The sequence below is a fragment of the Streptomyces sp. NPDC001985 genome (assembly GCF_040296845.1).
Lineage (GTDB): Bacteria > Actinomycetota > Actinomycetes > Streptomycetales > Streptomycetaceae > Streptomyces.
This window is the reverse complement of sequence record NZ_JBEOYB010000025.1, coordinates 30,416-49,178: the sequence shown is the minus strand read 5'-3', so window position 1 is coordinate 49,178 and position 18,763 is coordinate 30,416. Positions and strand designations below refer to the sequence as shown.

General features: G+C 72.7%; 17 protein-coding genes. 9 read left to right on the top strand and 8 right to left on the bottom strand.

The window, feature by feature from the left end:
• Positions 1–87 precede the first annotated feature (87 nt).
• Both scy and mce read right to left on the bottom strand, forming a co-directional pair.
• Complete coding sequence (gene scy / locus ABT122_RS13740; RefSeq protein WP_351550177.1) at positions 88–4,254, bottom strand: polarized growth protein Scy; 4,167 nt, start codon at positions 4,252–4,254, stop codon at positions 88–90.
• Between the two features lie 167 nt (positions 4,255–4,421).
• Complete coding sequence (mce, locus tag ABT122_RS13735) at positions 4,422–4,850, bottom strand: methylmalonyl-CoA epimerase (RefSeq protein WP_351550175.1); 429 nt, start codon at positions 4,848–4,850, stop codon at positions 4,422–4,424.
• 147 nt (positions 4,851–4,997) lie between these two features.
• Here mce and ABT122_RS13730 point away from each other — a divergent pair, with 147 nt between their 5' ends.
• Both ABT122_RS13730 and meaB read left to right on the top strand, forming a co-directional pair.
• Positions 4,998–6,203 (top strand): acetyl-CoA C-acetyltransferase, encoded by a 1,206-nt coding sequence (locus ABT122_RS13730; protein ID WP_351550173.1) that lies wholly within the window; start codon positions 4,998–5,000, stop codon positions 6,201–6,203.
• An 11-nt stretch (positions 6,204–6,214) separates the two neighbouring features.
• Positions 6,215–7,171: a methylmalonyl Co-A mutase-associated GTPase MeaB gene (gene meaB / locus ABT122_RS13725; RefSeq protein ID WP_351550170.1), complete on the top strand. Its 957-nt coding sequence runs from the start codon at positions 6,215–6,217 to the stop codon at positions 7,169–7,171.
• Between the two features lie 83 nt (positions 7,172–7,254).
• Here the strand turns inward: meaB and ABT122_RS13720 are convergent, their stop codons facing one another.
• Entirely contained in the window at positions 7,255–7,986 is a 732-nt protein-coding gene (locus tag ABT122_RS13720; protein WP_351550167.1) for a PepSY domain-containing protein, read from the bottom strand.
• A gap of 115 nt (positions 7,987–8,101) precedes the next feature.
• On the opposite strand from ABT122_RS13720, the gene ABT122_RS13715 reads away from it, so the two are divergent.
• Positions 8,102–8,767, top strand: coding sequence for a response regulator transcription factor (locus tag ABT122_RS13715; RefSeq protein ID WP_351550164.1), 666 nt, complete (start codon positions 8,102–8,104; stop codon positions 8,765–8,767).
• On the top strand, positions 8,764–10,290 hold the full coding sequence (locus tag ABT122_RS13710) for a sensor histidine kinase (RefSeq protein WP_351550161.1): 1,527 nt from the start codon (positions 8,764–8,766) through the stop codon (positions 10,288–10,290). Before ABT122_RS13715 ends, ABT122_RS13710 begins: the two co-directional genes overlap by 4 nt.
• Here ABT122_RS13710 and ABT122_RS13705 read toward each other — a convergent pair.
• From ABT122_RS13705 to ABT122_RS13690, 4 genes are all read right to left on the bottom strand, one after another.
• On the bottom strand, positions 10,287–10,763 hold the full coding sequence (locus ABT122_RS13705) for a MarR family winged helix-turn-helix transcriptional regulator (protein ID WP_351550159.1): 477 nt from the start codon (positions 10,761–10,763) through the stop codon (positions 10,287–10,289). The two genes, ABT122_RS13710 and ABT122_RS13705, sit on opposite strands and share 4 nt — an antisense overlap.
• 196 nt (positions 10,764–10,959) lie before the next feature.
• Complete coding sequence (locus tag ABT122_RS13700; RefSeq protein ID WP_351550156.1) at positions 10,960–11,736, bottom strand: AIM24 family protein; 777 nt, start codon at positions 11,734–11,736, stop codon at positions 10,960–10,962.
• Positions 11,733–12,383 carry an AIM24 family protein gene (locus ABT122_RS13695; protein ID WP_351550153.1) on the bottom strand — a complete coding sequence of 217 codons (651 nt, stop codon included), beginning with the start codon at positions 12,381–12,383 and terminating at the stop codon, positions 11,733–11,735. Before ABT122_RS13695 ends, ABT122_RS13700 begins: the two co-directional genes overlap by 4 nt.
• A complete protein-coding gene (locus tag ABT122_RS13690; RefSeq protein WP_351550150.1) occupies positions 12,383–13,021 on the bottom strand; it encodes an AIM24 family protein in 639 nt (212 codons plus the stop codon). Before ABT122_RS13690 ends, ABT122_RS13695 begins: the two co-directional genes overlap by 1 nt.
• A 127-nt stretch (positions 13,022–13,148) precedes the next feature.
• On the opposite strand from ABT122_RS13690, the gene ABT122_RS13685 reads away from it, so the two are divergent.
• The 4 genes from ABT122_RS13685 to icmA all read left to right on the top strand — a co-directional run bounded on the left by ABT122_RS13685 (position 13,149) and on the right by icmA (position 16,470).
• Positions 13,149–13,493 (top strand): DUF3817 domain-containing protein, encoded by a 345-nt coding sequence (locus tag ABT122_RS13685; RefSeq protein WP_351550147.1) that lies wholly within the window; start codon positions 13,149–13,151, stop codon positions 13,491–13,493.
• Between the two features lie 143 nt (positions 13,494–13,636).
• Positions 13,637–14,146, top strand: a complete 510-nt coding sequence (locus ABT122_RS13680; protein WP_351550144.1) for a MarR family winged helix-turn-helix transcriptional regulator — start codon at positions 13,637–13,639, stop codon at positions 14,144–14,146.
• Between the two features lie 64 nt (positions 14,147–14,210).
• Entirely contained in the window at positions 14,211–14,537 is a 327-nt protein-coding gene (locus ABT122_RS13675) for a DUF3817 domain-containing protein (RefSeq protein ID WP_351550141.1), read from the top strand.
• A gap of 232 nt (positions 14,538–14,769) precedes the next feature.
• Complete coding sequence (gene icmA / locus ABT122_RS13670) at positions 14,770–16,470, top strand: coenzyme B12-dependent isobutyryl-CoA mutase large subunit (RefSeq protein ID WP_351550138.1); 1,701 nt, start codon at positions 14,770–14,772, stop codon at positions 16,468–16,470.
• A gap of 22 nt (positions 16,471–16,492) precedes the next feature.
• Here icmA and ABT122_RS13665 read toward each other — a convergent pair whose 3' ends face one another.
• Entirely contained in the window at positions 16,493–17,140 is a 648-nt protein-coding gene (locus tag ABT122_RS13665) for a TetR/AcrR family transcriptional regulator (protein ID WP_451067044.1), read from the bottom strand.
• A gap of 216 nt (positions 17,141–17,356) precedes the next feature.
• On the opposite strand from ABT122_RS13665, the gene ABT122_RS13660 reads away from it, so the two are divergent.
• The gene (locus ABT122_RS13660) at positions 17,357–18,337 is read left to right on the top strand and encodes a tetratricopeptide repeat protein (protein WP_351550132.1); all 981 of its coding nucleotides are present in this window, start codon (positions 17,357–17,359) and stop codon (positions 18,335–18,337) included.
• The last annotated feature ends 426 nt before the right edge of the window (positions 18,338–18,763 follow it).

Genomic DNA, 18,763 nt, shown 5'->3' with positions numbered 1-18,763 from the left:
GGTGATAGAGGGAATCCTAGGGGCCGGAACGGCGTGTCATCGAGCGGATACCGGTTTGATCTGGAGAATGTCCAGCCTTTTGAGTGGCTAGCCGCCGGAGGACTTGCCGCTGGAACGTGTAACCCCGGCTGTGGCACCGGCTTTGACGCCGCTTCCGGAACCGCCGGACGGCTTGCCGCCGACAGGCGGCGCTTCAAATCCAAGCGCCTCCAATACATCCTGTACGCGGGAAATCTCGGCCTGAATGTCCTCGCGGCGCCGCATCAGTACGTCGAGTTCGCGCTTTCCGTCCTCGACCAGTTGCCTGGCCTCGGCCTCGGCCTCGGCCTTGATGGTCTCACCCTCGCGGGTCAGCCCGGCCTTCTTCTGCTCGGCCTCCTTCAGCAGGCCCTCGGCCCGCTTGACCGCCGAGATCCGCACCCGGCTCGCCTCCGAGTTGGCGTCCGCCAGCAGCTCTTTGGCCTTCTGCTCGGCCTCCTCGCGCTGCTCGGTCGCCGCCTTCATCAGATGGTCGACGCGCTCGCCCGTGGTCCGCATCTGCTCGGAGGTCTCCCGGCGGGCCCGCTCGTGCAGCTCCTCGACCTCGCTCTCGACCCGGGTACGCAGCTCCTCGCCGCGCTCCCTTATGGCCGTGGCGTCCCGGCGGGCGCCGATGAGCAGCTCATCGGCGTCCGTACGGGCCTTCTCCACCAGGGTGTTGCCCTCGACGGTCGCCTCGGCCACCAGCCGCTCGGCCTCCTGGCGGGCCGCGCCCACCATGGTGTCGGCCTGCTCCTCCGCCTCCAGGGCGGCGCGCAGCGCCTCCTCCTGGGCCTTGTTGACGAGCTGGTCCGCCTGCTCGGCAGCGTCCTTGCGGAGCTTGGCCGCCGCTTCCCGGGCCTCGTCCACGGTCCGGTCGGCCGCCGCGCGCGCGTCGGCGCCCAGCCGCTCGGCCGCCGCCTCGGCGTCCGCCCCGGCCCTGCGGCCCTCGGCCCTGATGCGCTCGGCGGCCTGCTGGGCCGCGCCCACCGCCTCGGTGGCGTCCGCGCGCAGCCGCTCCGCCTCCGCGGTCGCGTCGGCCACGAGCCGCTCGGCCCCGGCGCGGGCCTCGGTGCCGATCCGCTCGGCCTCCGTGCGGGCCTTGCCGATGAGCTGGTCCGCCTGCTCCGCCGCGTCCGAACGCTGCTTCCCGGCGGCCTGCCGCGCCTCGTCGAGGGTGCGCGCGCTCTCGGTCCTGATCCGCTCGGACTCCGCCGTCGCCTCGCCCACGAGCCGCTCGGCCTCCGTGGTGGCGGTGGTCACCCGCCGCTCGGCCTCGGCGGTCGCGGTGGTCACCAGCCGCTCGGCCTCGGCGGTGGCCGTGCCCACGAGCCGCTCGGCCTCGCCGCTCGCCTCGGCGATGAGCTGGTCGGCCTGCTCGGCGGCGTCCGAGCGCCGCTTGTCTGCGGCCTGGCGCGCCTCGTCGAGGACCTGCTGGGCCTCGGCGCGCATCCGCTCGCCCTCGGTGGTGGCCTCACCGACGAGCCGGTCCGCCTGGGCCGCGGCCTCGGAGCGGATGCGGTTGGCGTCGTCCCGGGCGTCGGCCCGGGTGCGGGACGCGTCCTGCTCGGCGGAGGCGACCGCGTCGGACGCCTCCGTCCGCATCCGCTGGGCGTACTCGGAGGTGTCCGCGCGCAGCCGGTCCGTCTCCGCGATGGCGTCGCCGACGGTCCGTTCGGCGAGCGCGTTCGCCGCCTCGGCCTCCTCCTGGGCACGGGCCCGCACACTGGCCGCGTCCTCGGCGGCCCGCTCGCGCTCGGCGTGGGCGTCGGAGCGGACCCGGTCCGCCTCGTCCTGCGCCTCGGCGCGGGTGCGCTCGGCCGCGTGCTCGGCCGCCGACCGCAGCCCGGTGATCTCCTGCTCGGCCTGCTCGTGCAGCCCGGCGACCGACTCCCGCACCTGACGGGCGGTCTGCTCGGCGGCCGTCACCAGCTCGGTGGCCCGGCCGTCGGCCTCCTCGACCAGCCGGTGCGCCTCGGTCTGGGCCTCCTCGACCCGCCGGCGCGCGGACCCGAGCAGCTCCTCGCTCTGCTCGCGGGCCCGCTCCCGCTCCTGGTCGGCCTCCGCGCGCGCCGAGGTGAGAATCTCCTCGGCCTCCCGGCGGCGGCGCAGCGCCTCCTCCTGCGCGGCGGCCAGTTCCTCCGCGGCCTCGGCGCCGATGCGCTCGGCGGCGGCGGCGGCCTCGGCGCGCAGCCGGCCGGCGGTCTCCTGGGCCTCGCTCCTGAGCCGCTCGGCCTCGTTCGCGGCGTCGCTGCGCAGCGTCACGGCGAGGCTCTCGGCCTCCGCGCGGGCGGTGGAGGCGTCCGCCGCCGCCTCGGTGCGGAGCCGGTCGGCCTCCTCGTCGGCCTGCGCCTGGAGCACACGGACGCGCTCGGCGGTCTCGCCGCGCAGCCGCTCGTTCTCCTCGGCGGCCTCCCGGCGGAGCCGCTCGCCCTCGGCGCGGGCCTCGGCGAGGCTCCGCTCGGCCGCCTCCAGCCGGGACTCGGCCTCGCCCTGGAGCCTGGACAGCTCCCGCGCGGCCTCCTCCTGACGGGCCGCCACGGCCCGCTCGGTCTCCTCGCGCGCCTCGGCGGCGGCCCGGTCGGCGGCCTCGCGCACCTCGTCGGCCTGCTCCCGCGACTCCTCGCGCAGCCGGTCGGCCTCGGCGCGGGTGCGCTCCAGGGTCTCCTCGGCCTGCCGCCGCAGCGCGGTCGCCCGCTCGATCGCCTCGGTGCGCTTGCGCTCGCTGTCGGCGTTCGCGGAGGAGCGCAGTTCATCGGCGTCGGTACGGGCCTTGGTGAGCAGCTCCTCGGCGGTGCTCGCGGCCTCCTCGATCTGCTGGACGGCCTCCCGGCGGGCCTCGCCCCTGATCCGCTCGCCCTCGGCGACGGCCTCGGAGCGCAGTTGCTCCGCCTCGCCGCGCAGCCGCCGCGCCTCCTCCTGGAGTTCGACGGTCCTGGCGCGGTACTCCTCGGTGTCGTCCTTGGCCGTGTCCTTCAGCTCGTCGGCCTGTTCGGCGGCCTCGCCGCGCAGCCGGTCGGCCTCCGCCTCGGCCTCGCCCCTGATCCGCTCGGCCTCCTCGCCCGCCTTGCGGGTGGTCTCCCGGGCGTCGTCGGAGGCCTTGGTGAGGATCTCCTCGGCGGCCCTGGCCGCCTTGGCGAGCTGGGCGGCGGAGTCCTCGGCCGCGACCGTGCGGGCCTTCTCGGCGGCGGTGGCGAGCTGCTTCTCGGCCTCGGCGCGGGCGTCCTCCAGGACCTGCTCGGCCTCGGTCTTGAGCGCCTCGGTCTCGCTGGTGGCCTCGGCGACCAGCCGGGCGATCTCCGCCTTGGCGGTGCGGGTGCGCTGCTCGGTGTCGGACTCGGCGGCCGTGAGCTGCCTGGTGACGGCGTCCCGGGCCTCGGTGAGCACCTTCTCGGCCTCCGACCGCGCCTCGCGCAGCCGCTCCTCGGCCTCCTGCATCCGCTGCTCGGCGGCCCGGCTCAGCTCCGTCGCCTGCGCACGGGCCTGGTCGGACTCGGCGGCGGTCGACGAGCGCAGCTGCTCGGCGTGGGTGGCGGCCTCCTGCGCCTGGCTGGAGGCGGCGTTGAGCATCCGCTCGGCGTCCTTGCGGGCGCGCAGCAGGATCGCTTCGGCTTCGGAGCGGGCCGCCTCGGTCTCGGCGCCGATCCTCCGGCGGGTCTCGTCGGCGGCCCGCTTGGCCTCCGTGCGGGCCTGCGCGAGCGACTGCTCGGCCTCGGCGCGGGACTCGTCGAGCAGCCGGCGGGCCTGGGACTCGGTGCGGGCGCGGAGCTGCTCGGCCCAGGCGACGTTCTCGTTGACATGCGCCTCGACGGTGTGGCGGCGCTCGGCCAGCTCCTGGTCGAGCCGCTGGCGGCGCTGGTTCGCCTCGGCGTGCAGCTCCGCCTGGAGCCGGGCCTGGTGCTCGGCGTGCTCCTGGAGGATGCGCTGGGTCTGGGCGCGCGCCTCCCGCAGCTCCCGCTCGGCGTCCTGGCGCATCTGGTCGGCCTGCACCTGGGCGTTACGGAGCAGCTGCTCGGACTGGTACCCGAGGTCGGCGCTGTCGTACGCGGGGCGGGACGCGAGGTTGCGGCGCGCCTCATGGAGCTTCGCGCGCAACACCTCGACCTGGTAGCCGAGGTCCTCGGCGTGCTGGACGGCCTTCTCCCGCTCGGTCTTCAGCCGGTCCATCTCGGCTTCGAACCGCGAGAGGTGGTCGTCGTCAGCTCGGTGGCTCTCCTGGCGTTCGTAGCCCCGCACTGCGCGGTCCCATCCGTCCCCTGGTCGCAACTGACTCCACACAAGCACCGTTCGCCCGCGAACGGCCCCCCGGGGAATGGTGACAGATCACTGTGAGAGGCCACGCAACGGCCCCGACCCGGCCCCGGCCCGGAATCGCCCACTCTACCGGGCCGGGAATCCTCAGGTCAGTGCTCTGTTGCAGAGGTGACGAGTTCGGTCAGCACCCCATGGCAGTCCTTGGGGTGCAGAAAGGTGATCCGGGAGCCCATCGAACCGGTCCTCGGCTCGTCGTAGAGGACGCGTACGCCCTTGCCGCGCACGGCCTCCGCGTCCGCGTCCACGTCCGCCGTGCCGAAGGCGATGTGATGGACTCCCTCGCCGTTCCTGGCCAGCCACTTTCCCACCGGGGAGTCCTCCCGGACCGGTTCGAGCAGCTGAATCCAGGAGGCTCCGCCGTCCGAGGTGCCGTTGATCCTCAGCATGGCCTCCCGTACGCCCTGCTCCTCGTTGACCTCCGTGTGGAAGACCTCGAAGCCGTACGTGGCCCGGTAGAACTCGACAGTTGTGTCGAGGTCGTGACAGGCGATCCCGATGTGGTCGATTCGCGTCAGCATCCGCCCAGTGGAGCGCCGCCGGGCCGGTTACGCAACGTGCGCGCGATCACACCGACGGGCCGGTGACCCGTGGCCGAACCGCTCAGTACATTTGAAGTAAACCCTCGTTCACTCCTCGGCCCCCGGGCCGGAAGGGGATCGTGTCTGATGTCTGGAACGACCGGTACCACCTCGGTGATCGTCGCGGGCGCCAGGACGCCCATGGGACGGCTCCTCGGCTCGCTCAAGTCCTTCTCCGGCTCCGACCTGGGAGGTTTCGCCATCAAGGCGGCGCTGGACCGGGCCGGGGTCGCCCCCGACCAGGTGCAGTACGTGATCATGGGCCAGGTGCTCCAGGCGGGCGCCGGGCAGATCCCGGCCCGCCAGGCCGCCGTCGCCGCCGGCATCCCGCTGAGCGTCCCCGCCCTCACGGTCAACAAGGTCTGCCTCTCCGGGCTCGACGCCATCGCGCTGGCGGACCAGCTGATCCGGGCGGGTGAGTTCGATGTGATCGTGGCCGGCGGCCAGGAGTCCATGACCAACGCCCCGCATCTGCTCCCCGGGTCCCGCCAGGGCTTCAAGTACGGCGCCGTCGAGATGCTCGACTCCATGGCCCACGACGGGCTCACCGACGCCTTCGAGAACATCGCCATGGGCGAGTCGACGGAGGCGCACAACACCCGGCTCGGCCTCGGCCGCCAGGAGCAGGACGAACTGGCCGCCCTCTCCCACCAGCGGGCCGCCGCCGCGGAGAAGAACGGCCTCTTCGCCCAGGAGATCACCCCCGTGGAGATCCCGCAGCGCCGGGGCGAGCCGGTCGTCCTCGACCGGGACGAGGGCATCCGCCCCGACACCACCGCGGAGTCGCTGGCCCGGCTCCGGCCCGCCTTCGCGAAGGACGGCACCATCACCGCGGGCAGCTCCTCGCAGATCTCCGACGGCGCCGCCGCGGTCGTGGTGATGAGCCGGGCGAAGGCGGAGGAGCTGGGCCTGGAGTGGATCGCGGAGATCGGCGCGCACGGCAATGTGGCGGGCCCGGACAACTCCCTCCACTCCCAGCCGTCCCACGCGATCCTGCACGCCCTGGGCAAGGAGGGCATCGGCGTCGGCGACCTCGACCTGATCGAGATCAACGAGGCCTTCGCGGCGGTCTCCGCGCAGTCCATGAAGGACCTCGGGGTGTCCCCGGAAAGAGTGAACGTCAACGGGGGTGCCATCGCGCTGGGGCACCCGATCGGCATGTCCGGCGCCCGGCTCGTGCTCCACTTGGCGCTGGAGCTGGGGCGCCGGGGCGGCGGTGTGGGCGCGGCCGCCCTGTGCGGCGGGGGCGGCCAGGGCGACGCCCTGATCCTGCGCGTACCGGCCAAGGGTTAAGGAGCAGCGAGATGGTGGACGTCCCCCAGCTGGTCGCCCAGGCGAGAGAGGGCAGGCCGAGGGCGGTGGCCCGGCTGATCTCGCTGGTGGAGGGGGCGTCCCCCCAGCTGCGCGAGGTGATGGCGGCCCTGGCCCCGCTGACCGGAGGGGCGTACGTGGTGGGCCTGACCGGCTCGCCGGGCGTCGGCAAGTCCACCTCCACCTCGGCGCTGGTGACCGCGTACCGCGGGGCGGGCCGGCGGGTCGGGGTGCTGGCCGTCGACCCGTCCTCGCCGTTCTCCGGCGGGGCGCTGCTCGGCGACCGGGTGCGGATGTCGGAGCACGCGTCCGACCCGGGGGTCTACATCCGCTCGATGGCCACCCGGGGGCACCTGGGCGGTCTCGCCTGGGCCGCCCCGCAGGCGATCCGCGTGCTGGACGCGGCCGGCTGCGAGGTGATCCTCGTGGAGACGGTCGGGGTGGGGCAGTCGGAGGTGGAGATCGCCGCCCAGGCGGACACCTCGGTGGTGCTGCTCGCGCCCGGGATGGGCGACGGCATCCAGGCCGCGAAGGCGGGCATCCTGGAGATCGGCGATGTCTATGTGGTCAACAAGGCCGACCGGGACGGCGCGGACGCGACGGCCCGGGAGCTGAACCACATGCTGGGCCTGGGCGAGGCCCGCGCGCCCGGTGACTGGCGCCCGCCGATCGTGAAGACGGTGGCGTCGCGGGGCGAGGGCATGGACGAGGTGGTCGAGGCCCTGGAGAAGCACCGGGCCTGGATGGAGGAGCACGACGCGCTCACGGCCCGCCGCACCCGCCGTGCGGCGGGCGAGGTGGAGACCATCGCGGTCACCGCCCTGCGGGAGCGCATCGGCGACCTCCACGGCGACCGCAGGCTCGACGCCCTGGCGGCCCGGATCGTCGCCGGTGAGCTCGATCCGTACCGAGCGGCGGACGAGCTGGTGGCGGGGGTGACCGGCTCCTGAGCGTGCGCTGACGCACCGCGCCCCGGCGGCCCGGCCGGGAATCGTGTCCGGGCCGGGCCGCCGGGGCGCGGTGGGTGCGCTGATCAGCTGTCGTCGCGGTCGTCGTTCCGGTCGTCCGCGTCATCGCGGTCGTCCCGGTCGTCGCCGTCCTTGTCGTCGCGGTCGTCGCGGTCGTCGTCCCGGTCGCCCTTGCCGTCGCGGTCGTCGTCCCGGTCATCCCGGTCATCACGGTCGTCGCGGCTGTCGTCCCGGTCGTCCGCGCCGTCGTTGCGGTCGTCGTCCCGCGCCAGCGTCGCCTTCGCCGTGGTCGCGTCGACCCGGACCTCGTGCTCGCCGCCCTTCTCGCCGCGGATCTCGATCTCCCAGTGGCCGTCGTCGAACTCGACCTCGGTCACCGTGCCCGGGCGGAAGGAGAGCGCCGCCGCACTGGCCCGCTCGGCGTCCACGCCGGCCTCGCGCACCGCGTCGTCGCGGTCGTCCCGGCTGTCGTCCCGGTCGTCCTTGTCGTTCCGGTCGTCGTCGCGGTCGTCGTCCTGGACCGGCGCCGAGGCCTTGCCGCTCTCCGCGTCGACCCGCACCTCGTGGCCGCGGCCCCGGGTGTCCACGACCTCGACCTCCCACTGCCCGTCGCCGTCGTCGTCCCGGCCGACCGACTCCACCACGCCCGACTTCTTCTCCAGCGCGGCGCTCACCGCTTCGGCCGCGGTGATCTTCGAGGTGGGCGCCGAGCCGTCCCCGGACGCCGCCACGGCGGTGAAGGCACCCCCGCCCACCAGGGCGGCGACGGCGACGGCGACGGCGATCTTGCGCTTCATGAGGGGTCCTCCCGGATCGGGTTGCTTCGACGGGGACCAATCTGGCCGGGCGAGGCTGAACGCAACCTGAAGCCACCTGAAGCGATCTTCAGCTTCGGTTTGCGACCCTGTGCACATGCGTTTGTTGATCGTGGAGGACGAGAAGCGGCTCGCCATCTCCCTCGCCAGGGGGCTGACGGCCGAGGGCTACGCCGTGGACGTGGTCCACGACGGGCTCGAAGGGCTCCACCGGGCCTCCGAGGGCTCCTACGACCTCCTCATCCTCGACATCATGCTGCCGGGCATGAACGGCTACCGCGTCTGCGCCGCCCTGCGCGCCGCCGGCGACGAGGTCCCCATCCTGATGCTCACCGCCAAGGACGGCGAGTACGACGAGGCGGAGGGGCTCGACACCGGCGCCGACGACTATCTGACCAAGCCCTTCTCGTATGTCGTGCTGGTCGCCAGGGTCAAGGCCCTGCTGCGCCGCCGGGGCCGCTCCGGCGGCTCGCCCGTGCTGACCGTCGGCGATCTGCGGGTGGAGACCTCCGCCCGCCGGGTCTTCCGGGGCGAGGACGAGGTGGCCCTCACCGCCAAGGAGTTCGCGGTGCTCGAACAACTCGCCGTGCGCGCCGGGGACGTGGTCAGCAAGGCCCAGATCCTCGAACACGTCTGGGACTTCGCCTACGACGGCGACCCCAACATCATCGAGGTCTACATCAGCGCCCTGCGCCGGAAGCTGGGCGCCCCGCGCATCCAGACCGTGCGCGGGGCCGGCTACCGGCTGGTGGCCGCGCGATGAGATCCGTACGCGCCCGGGCCGCGCTCGGCGCCACCGTGGTGGTCGCCGTCGCGCTGATCGCCGCCGGCCTCTCCGTCCTGCTGCTGCTCCGGTCCAACCTCATCGGCGCCGCCGACCTCCAGGCCGAGGTCACCGCCCGCGAGACGGCCTCCCGGTTCGCTCTCGACCGCGAGCCCGACCTCTCCGACGGGGAGGAGCGGCCCCTCCAGATCGTGGCCGGGAACGGCTGTGTGCTCGCCGCGAGCCGGGGCCTGGAGAAGATCTCCGGCACCGGCAGCGACCAGCCGCGCGCACAGTCCTGCGACCGGGGCGACGACTCCGGCGACGGGGACCGGGACGACGACCGGGGCGAGGACGACCGGAACGACGACGAGCCCGATCCCGGCCAGATCGAGGCGGGCCCGGCCGCCTTCACCAGCGGCAGCGCCACGGTGCGCGGCGACACCGCCTCGTACCGCTTCGCCGCCGTCGAGGCGACCCGGGGCGACGACGGGACCACCGCCACCGTCTACGCGGGTGCGCCCCTCGCCACCGAGCAGGGCGCGGTGGAGACCGTGCGCGACGCCATGCTGGTCGGCCTCCCGGTGCTGCTCCTGGTCGTCGGATCGGTGACCTGGCTGGTGACCCGGCGCGCGCTGCGGCCCGTCGAGGGCATCCGCGCCGAGATGGCGGCCATCACGGCCTCCGCCGATCTCTCCCGGCGCGTCCCGGTGCCCGGCTCCCGGGACGAGGTGGCCAGGCTCGCCCGTACGACCAATGAGACGCTCGCCGCCCTGGAGTCCTCCGAGGAGCGCCAGCGGCGCTTTGTCGCGGACGCCTCGCACGAGCTGCGCAGCCCCATCGCCTCGCTCCGCACCCAGCTGGAGGTGGGCGCGGCCCACCCCGAGCTGCTGGATGTGCCGGGCGCGGTGGAGGACACCGTACGGCTCCAGCAGCTCGCCGCCGATCTGCTGCTGCTGGCGCGGCTGGACGCCGGGGAGAAGCCGGGTCTGGCCCGGCTGGATCTGGGGGCGCTGGTGTCCGAGGAGGCGTCACAGCGGATGAGCGACCGGATTCCGGTGATGGTGGAGGCGGTTCCGGGCCTGGAGGTGAGCGGTTCGCGCTCCCAGCTCGCCCGGGTGCTCGGCAATCTGCTGGACAACGCCCAGCGGCACGCGGCCACCGCCGTCTCCGCGACGGTCCGCGGGGACGGCCGGCAGGTGGTGCTCGCGGTCGCCGACGACGGCGCGGGGGTGCCGGAGGCGGAGCGGGAGCGGATCTTCGAGCGGTTCGTCCGGCTCGACGACGCCCGCACCCGGGACGACGGCGGCGCCGGGCTCGGCCTCGCGATCGCCCGCGATGTGGCCGAGCGGCACGGCGGCAGCCTCACCGTGGGCGGGGCGGCGGCCGGCGGCGCGCTCTTCGAGCTCCGCCTGCCCGCCGCCCCCGCCGGGCCCGGGCCGGAGGAAGGTTCCCACGACCTCCCGTCCGGATCTCGCCCGGCCCGCCGGCCCGGCCCGCCCGCTCCGGACGGAAGACCCTAGCTCTTGCCGCGCTTGCCGCGGAGGTGGTCGGCGACCGGGGCGAGCGACTGGCGCAGATCGGCCAGTGCCTCCGGCGTCATCAGGTCGATGAAGTGTTTCCGTACGGATGCCACATGGTGCGGTGCCACCTTCCGCATGGTCGTCATGCCGTCGTCGGTGAGGACCGCGTAGAGGCCGCGCCGGTCCGATTCGCAGTTCTCCCGGCGGACCAGACCGGCGCTCTCCATCCGGGTGATCTGGTGGGAGAGCCGGCTCTTGGACTGGAGGGTGGCGGCGGCGAGGTCGCTCATCCGCATCCGGTGCTCGGCCGACTCGGAGAGATTCACCAGGATCTCGTAGTCGTTGTTGGTGAGGCCGAATGGCTGGAGGTCCTTTTCGAGCTGGTGCATCAGCAGCCTGCTGACGTCCAGGTGGGCGCGCCAGGTGCACTGCTCGTCTTCGCTCAGCCAGCGAGTGGCCGTCTCGGTCTCCATATATGGATTCTACCTAAGAAGTTGAAATGCGGACAAAATTGGGGAGGAGAATTTCGGAGGCTCGGGGATCTCCGAGGGTGCCGCGCCGGACGCCCGCGATGGCGGGACCGCCCGGCCGCCTGCACAGGGGCTCAGTACGGTGCCCGCAGCGTACTGGGGGCGCAGGCGTTCGACGTCACACTCCGCAGATTACCGCTCACAGGCCGAAGCGGCGCTGGAGATCACCCAGCTGGCCCGGGAGCCGGGGCGCCGCCCCGGGATGACCCGCCCCGCCCCCGGCTCCCCCGGGCACCCCCGGCTGCCCGGGCGGCGCGCCCGTCGCGGTCTCCGGCAGCAGCGCCTCCGTCGACTGGAGCAGCACCGTCCCCGCGCCCGCGAACTCGAACTGGTGCTCCTCCCCGGAGGCCCCGCCGAGCCCCGTCAGCGCCCGCACCCCGCCCATCACCCCGGTCATATAGCCGTGGTCGTAGTGATGACAGGGGGAGGGGCAGTCCGCCCAGCCCACCAGCGCCTGCGGGTCCACCCGGATCGGCGGCTCCATGAACACCACCGGGCCGTTCGAGGCGGCCACGAACCTCCCCGTCCCGATCAGGGTGAGAAAGCCCGGCACGATCGACTGCTTCAGCGCCAGCGAGGGCTGGTACGCCAGCAGATTCCCGGCCCGGATCGTCAGATTCCCCTCGTCCAGGTCGAAGGAGTTCACATCGAACGCGCGGTCCGCGAGCAGCATCTTCCCGCTGCCCTCCGCCACCACCCAGTCCCCGGCGTGCAGCGGCGAGTGGAACGAGGTCCGCAGCAGCCGGTCGAGCCGGCCGTGGCCGATGCCGTTGAAGTCGATCCGCCCGTAATAGGCGATCATCTTCCCCTTCTGGAGGAACCACTGCCCGCCCTTCAACTCCACACAGAAGGTGTACGGGTTGACGTTGTCGTCACTCGGCAGGGTCATCGGGTCCCAGATCACCGGTGTGCTCACAGCTTCTCCTCCGACGCCTGGACGAACACCGCACCGCTGCCGCTCAGCTCCAGCTGGAACGCCTCGCCCGAGCCGCGCCCCACCATGTCGCGCCAGCCCAGCGCCGTGGAGAGCCTGTTCCGCACCTCGCCGTGGTGGGCCACATACGCCTGGGGATCGACATGGACCGGGCGCTCCGGCCGGATCGGCAGCTCGATCACCCCGCCGTGCGCCATCACCGCGACCGTGCCGTGGCCGCGCAGCGTGGTGGTGAAGAGCCCCTGGCCGCTCACCTGTCCGCGCACCATGCCCATGACCCCGCCCTGCGAGCCCAGGAACAGCGTCCCCTGCTCCAGCGAGCCGTCGAAGGCGAGCAGCCGGTCCGCCTCCACGCAGAGGGTGTCACCGGTGAGGCCGATGAGCTGGATGTGGTGGCCGCCGTGGCCGAAGAGAACGGTGCCGGCCCCCTCCACGGTCATCAGGGGTGTCGCCTCGTTCGCCACCCGGCGGCCGATCATCGACGCCAGACCGCCCTGGCCGCCCTGGGTGTTCGGGGTGAAGGAGACCTCGCCCCGGTACGCCAGCATCGCGCCGCGCTGGCTGTACAGCCGCTGCCCGGGGGTGATCGTCGCCTCCACCATCCGGGAGTTGATCTCGCGGAACGGCATCAGACCTCCCCTCCGACCGTGTTGCGCTCGCTCGGCTGGACGTAGACGAGCCCCTCGCCCTCGAACCGGATCTGGAACGCCTCGCCGCCGCCCTCGCCCATCAGCGTGCGGAAGGTCACACCGGACTGGAAGCTCTGCCGCAGGCCGCCCTGGTGGGCGATGTACGCGCCGGGGTCCACCGAGAGCGGGTACCGCTCGGTCACCCGGAGCGCCACCGCCGGGCCGTCGGACATGATCGCGACCTGGCCGCTGCCCTCGACGGTGGTGGTGAAGAGGCCGTTCCCGCTCGCCCCGCCGCGCAGCCCGGTGAAGCTGGTGCCGGTGCGCAGCGCGGCGTCCGCGCAGAGGAGGTTGCTGGACTCGACATGGAGTCTGTCGCCGTCCAGCCGCACGAGGTTGATCTCCGAGGCGCGGTCGGCGAACCAGCAGGTGCCCTCCCCCTTCACCTCCATCAGCGTCATCTGCTCGCCGGTGATCCGGCGGGTGACCATGCCGCGGATGCCCTCACCGCCGCCGGACAGCTTCTTGAAGGCCATCCGGCCGTCGTAGGCGACCATCGACCCGTTCTTCGCTTTGACGGCGTCGCCGGTCATGCCGACCGCGAGCACCTTGCTCCCCTGGAGCCGGAACGTTGCCACCCAGCGAAGGTAACCGGTCGATGCCGACCCCGCACAAAGCCCTGGCAAAGGCGGCTGAGACAATGGCGAGGCGCTTGTGAGCGCATTCACAAGATCGTCTCCCGTCGTCCCCTCCGAAGGTGCCTCCGTGGACATCAAGACCGCCTCGTCCCTCCACCGCCTCCGTCTGGTCTCCGCCCCGGAGGCCATCTCCTTCATCCTGCTGATGATCGCCTCGGTGCTGAAGCGCACGACGGAGTTCAACGCGGTTCCGGCGCTCGGCATGATCCACGGCATTCTCTTCGTCATCTACGTGCTGTTCTGGCTGGACGCCTGGAACCGCACCAAGTGGGACCTGAAGACGGCGGCGCTGTACTTCATCCTCTCCGTCATCCCCTTCGGCGGCTTCGTGGCCGAGCGCAAGCTCAAGCGCGCCGCCGACGACGAGGTGATCGCCTCGCGCGCCCGCCAGGTCGGCAACGCCACCGCGTAACCGGCGCACTTCCCGGTACGGGCGTGAGCGGGGCGGGCCGCGCTCACGCCCGTACGCATGTCCGCCGCCGTGCCCGTGGGGCGGGGAGGACCGAAGGGCGAGACAAGGCGTACCGGCACGTGGTCGCTGGGTAGGGTCGACGCGTGTCCAAGCCGCTCAGCCTCGCCTTCGACCCCATCGCCCGCGCCGACGAACTGTGGCGGCAGCGCTGGGGCCCCGTCCCCTCCATGGCCGCCATCACCTCGATCATGCGCGCGCACCAGATCCTCCTGGCCGGGGTCGATGCCGTGGTCAAGCCGTACGGACTGACCTTCGCGCGGTACGAGGCGCTGGTGCTGCTCACCTTCTCCAAGGCCGGTGAGCTGCCCATGTCCAAGATCGGCGAGCGGCTGATGGTCCATCCGACATCGGTGACCAACACCGTGGACCGGCTGGTCAGATCCGGTCTCGTCGGCAAGCGGCCCAACCCCAACGACGGCCGGGGCACCCTCGCCGCCATCACCGACAAGGGGCGGGAGGTCGTGGAGGCGGCCACCCGGGACCTGATGGAGATGGAGTTCGGACTCGGCGCCTACGACGCCGAGGAGTGCGCGGAGATCTTCGCGATGCTCCGCCCGCTGCGGGTCTCGGCGCAGGACTTCGAGGAGCGCTAGCGCGCCCCCGGCCGGTGCCGCCCCGGGCGCGGGACGGCCGGTACGTCCCGTTACGCTCGGGGCCATGAAACAAACCGTGCTGACCCGCTACCGGGTGATGGCGTACATCACCGCCGTCTGGCTGCTCGTCTTCACCGTCGCCATCGTGCTGAAGTACGGCTTCGAGACCGGCGACACCATGATGATCTCGCAGATCCACGGTGTTCTCTTCATCGTCTATGTCATCTTCGCCTTCGATCTGGGCTCCAAGGCGAAGTGGCCCTTCGGCAAGCTGCTCTGGGTGCTGGCCGCCGGCTGCATCCCCGTGGCCTCGTTCTTCGTCGAGCCGAAGATCACCCGTGAGGCGCGCGCGCTGATCGCGGACGGCAGCGCCGTGAAGGCCGGGGCGTAGGGGTCCCGAGCGGACCCCGGACCCCGGACCCCGGGCCCCGGGCCCCGGCACCCCGGACCCGCGGCACCCCGGCCCCCCGGCGGACCCGGTGGTCCGGCCCGCGCGGGCTCCCGCCGCCGCAGGCGCACGGCCTGCGGCGGAGCGATCCCTGTGGTGATCGTCCGCCCCTCCCGCCACTCCCACGGCGCGTTTCCATCGACATTTACTAGGACGTCCTAGTAAATTTGTTTCCATGGACGCTGAAGCGATGGAGGAAGGCCGCCGGCGCTGGCAGGCCCGCTACGACACGGCACGGAAGCGGGACGCCGATTTCTCGACGCTCTCCGGCGACCCGGTGGAGCCCGTCTACGGCCCCCGGCCGGGCGACACCTACGAGGGATTCGAGCGCATCGGCTGGCCCGGCGAGTACCCCTTCACCCGGGGACTCCACCCGACCGGCTACCGGGGCCGCACCTGGACCATCCGCCAGTTCGCCGGCTTCGGCAACGCCGAGCAGACCAACGAGCGGTACAAGATGATCCTCGCGGCCGGCGGCGGCGGGCTCTCCGTCGCCTTCGACATGCCGACCCTCATGGGCCGCGACTCCGACGACGCCCGCTCGCTCGGCGAGGTCGGCCACTGCGGGGTCGCCATCGACTCCGCCGCCGACATGGAGATCCTCTTCCAGGGCATCCCGCTCGGCGAGGTCACCACCTCCATGACGATCAGCGGCCCGGCCGTCCCCGTCTTCTGCATGTACCTGGTCGCCGCCGAGCGCCAGGGCGTCGACCCCGCCGTGCTCAACGGCACCCTCCAGACGGACATCTTCAAGGAGTACATCGCCCAGAAGGAGTGGCTCTTCCAGCCCGAGCCCCATCTGCGCCTCATCGGCGACCTGATGGAGCACTGCACCCGCGCCATCCCCGCGTACAAACCGCTCTCGGTCTCCGGCTACCACATCCGCGAGGCGGGGGCGACGGCCGCGCAGGAGCTGGCGTACACCCTCGCCGACGGCTTCGGCTATGTGGAGCTGGGGCTCAGCCGGGGCCTGCCGGTGGACACCTTCGCCCCCGGTCTCTCCTTCTTCTTCGACGCCCATCTCGACTTCTTCGAGGAGATCGCCAAATTCCGCGCGGCCCGCCGCATCTGGGCCCGGTGGATGCGCGATGTCTACGGCGCGAAGACCGACAAGGCGCAGTGGCTCCGCTTCCACACCCAGACCGCCGGGGTCTCGCTCACCGCGCAGCAGCCCTACAACAACGTGGTGCGCACCGCCGTCGAGGCCCTCTCCGCCGTCCTCGGCGGCACCAACTCGCTCCACACCAACGCCCTGGACGAGACCCTCGCCCTCCCCAGCGAGCAGGCCGCCGAGATCGCCCTGCGCACCCAGCAGGTGCTGATGGAGGAGACCGGCGTCGCCCATGTCGCCGACCCGCTCGGCGGCTCCTGGTACGTCGAGCAGCTCACCGACCGGATCGAGGCGGACGCCGAGCGGATCTTCGACCGGATCAGGGAGCGCGGGGAGCGGGCCCACCCCGACGGCCGGCACCCCATCGGGCCGATGACCTCAGGCATCCTGCGCGGCATCGAGGACGGCTGGTTCACCGGCGAGATCGCCGAATCGGCCTTCCGCTACCAGCGCTCGCTGGAGAAGGGCGAGAAGCGGGTGGTGGGCGTCAATGTCCACCACGGCTCGGTCACCGGCGACCTGGAGATCCTGCGGGTCAGCCACGAGGTCGAGCGCGAGCAGGTCCGGTCGCTGGCGGAGCGCCGGCAGCACCGCGACGACTCGGCCGTCCGCTCGGCGCTGGAGGCGATGCTCGCGGCGGCCAGGGACGGGACGAACATGATCGAGCCGATGCTGGCGGCGGTCCGCGCGGAGGCGACCCTCGGCGAGATCTGCGACGCGCTGCGGGTGGAGTGGGGCACCTACACCGAGCCGCCCGGCTTCTGAGGCCCGCGGCCGGGGGCCCGGCTCACCACCGCGGGGACGTGAGCCCCGACAGCAGCAGCAGGGTGAAGGCCCGGGCCCAGGCAGCGTCCACCGGCTCCGCGCTCACCAGCGTCCGGTGGACGACGGCGCCCGCGATCACATCGAAGACCAGATCCGCGTTGCGCTCGGCCGCCGCCGGATCGTCCTCGTACGGCAGCTCGCCGCGCGCCTGCGCCCGTTCCCGGCCCTGGAGGACCAGCCGCTTCTGCCGGTCCACGATCGCCGAGCGGATGCGCCGGCGCAGCGCCTCGTCCCGGGTGGCCTCGGCGACCACCGCCATCAGCGCCGTGCGCGCCTCGGGGCGCTGGAGCAGCGCGGCGAACTGGAGCACCATGGCCTCGACCTCGGCGGTGAGGCTGCCGAGGTCGGGCAGGGCGAGTTCGTCGAAGAGCACCGCGACGGCGTCCACCACCAACTCGCTCTTCCCCGGCCAGCGGCGGTAGAGGGTGGTCTTGGCGACCCCGGCCCGGGTGGCCACATCGCCCATGGTCAGCTTCGACCAGCCCAGTTCGACCAGTGCGGCCCGGGTCGCGTCGAGGATGGCGCCGTCGGCCCCGGCGCTGCGGGGCCGCCCCGGGAGTCCGGTGCGCGTCGGTTCACGAGCGGGCTGGCTGTGCATGACGGCGACCATACCGGTGGGTACGCCCCCCGGTGTGAGCCAGTTCACCGGGGGGATCTCACAGGTCGCGGGGGCGGGGGAGTTACGCTACGAGGCGTAGCGAAAGCCCTCACCGGCTCCGCGACAACCACTGGGCGCGGGGTGGGGACCCCGCGCCGCCGGAGCACGACTGTCCGGCCCGGTGGCCGCACTTTTCCCATGCGCGCGCGGAAGGGGGAGGATGTACTCATGCAGCCTAGGAACATGTCCATGAGCGGCGTCGTCGACCTCGCCGCAGTGAAGGCGGCCGGAGAGGCCAAGGCGAAGGCGGAAGCGGCCCGCGCCGAGTCCGCCCGCACGGGTGGTGCCCCCGCCGTGTCGCCCGCCAGTCTGGTGATCGACGTCGATGAGGCGGGCTTCGAGCGCGAGGTGCTCCAGCGGTCCGCCGAGGTCCCGGTCGTCCTCGACTTCTGGGCCGAGTGGTGCGGTCCGTGCAAGCAGCTCAGCCCGCTGCTGGAGCGGCTGGCACAGGAGTACAACGGCCGTTTCGTGCTGGCCAAGGTCGATGTCGACGCCAATCAGATGCTGATGCAGCAGTTCGGTATCCAGGGAATTCCCGCCGTCTTCGCGGTGGTCGCCGGCCAGGCGCTGCCCCTCTTCCAGGGCGCGGCACCCGAGCAGCAGATCCGCCAGACGCTCGACCAGTTGATCCAGGTGGCCGAGGAGCGCTTCGGCCTGACCGGGATCGCGGTGGACCCGGAGGCGGCCGGCGCCGAGTCCGGTGCCGCCGACGAGGCCCCCGTCCCGGCCGGTCCCTACGACGCGCTCCTGGAGGCCGCCGTGGCGGCCCTGGACGCCGGAGACTTCGGCGGCGCGGTCCAGGCGTACCGGAATGTGCTCTCCGACGACCCCGGCAACACCGAGGCCAAGCTCGGTCTGGCGCAGGCCCAACTCCTCGGCCGGGTGCGCGACATGGATCAGCAGAAGGTCCGCGAGGAGGCCGCCGGGAAGCCGGCCGATGTGGCCGCGCAGCTCGCCGCCGCCGATCTGGACCTGGTCGGCGGCCATGTGGAGGACGCCTTCGGCCGGCTGGTCGAGACGGTGCGCCGCACGGCGGGCGACGACCGGGACGCGGCGCGGGTGCGGCTGCTCGAACTCTTCGAGGTGATCGGCCCCGACGATCCCCGGGTGACGGCGGCCCGGCAGGCGCTCGCCAGGGTGCTGTTCTGAGCCATATTCCTCAACTCCCGCGCGGACGTTCCGTTCTGTCGGGAGTGTGGTGATTCACGGCGGTGGTGCTGATCGGGCACCACCGCCGTTCTGGCGAAAGGGTGACACCGGGCGCCCGCTCTTTCTCCGGATTTGATCATTCCGGTCCCTGTTACTCGTGGTAAGTCAACAGGATTTCTCTGTCCGTTTATCGATGGCATTGGCCCCTTCTGGTGCCACACTCGGCTTCACCCTGTGTGGCCGCTCGGCAACTGTCGTCGGTGGCGTGGTGATCGACCCGTTACCAGTGGGTAACGACCCCCCTTGTGCCCCGGCCGGGAATGGACCACGATCGGTGACGCTCGGTCCACTTCCGCACCAGCCCGGCACCCAGCCGCGCCCGCGGTCCTGGGTCCCCACCGGGCCGGCCGGCGCCAGTGACGCGGG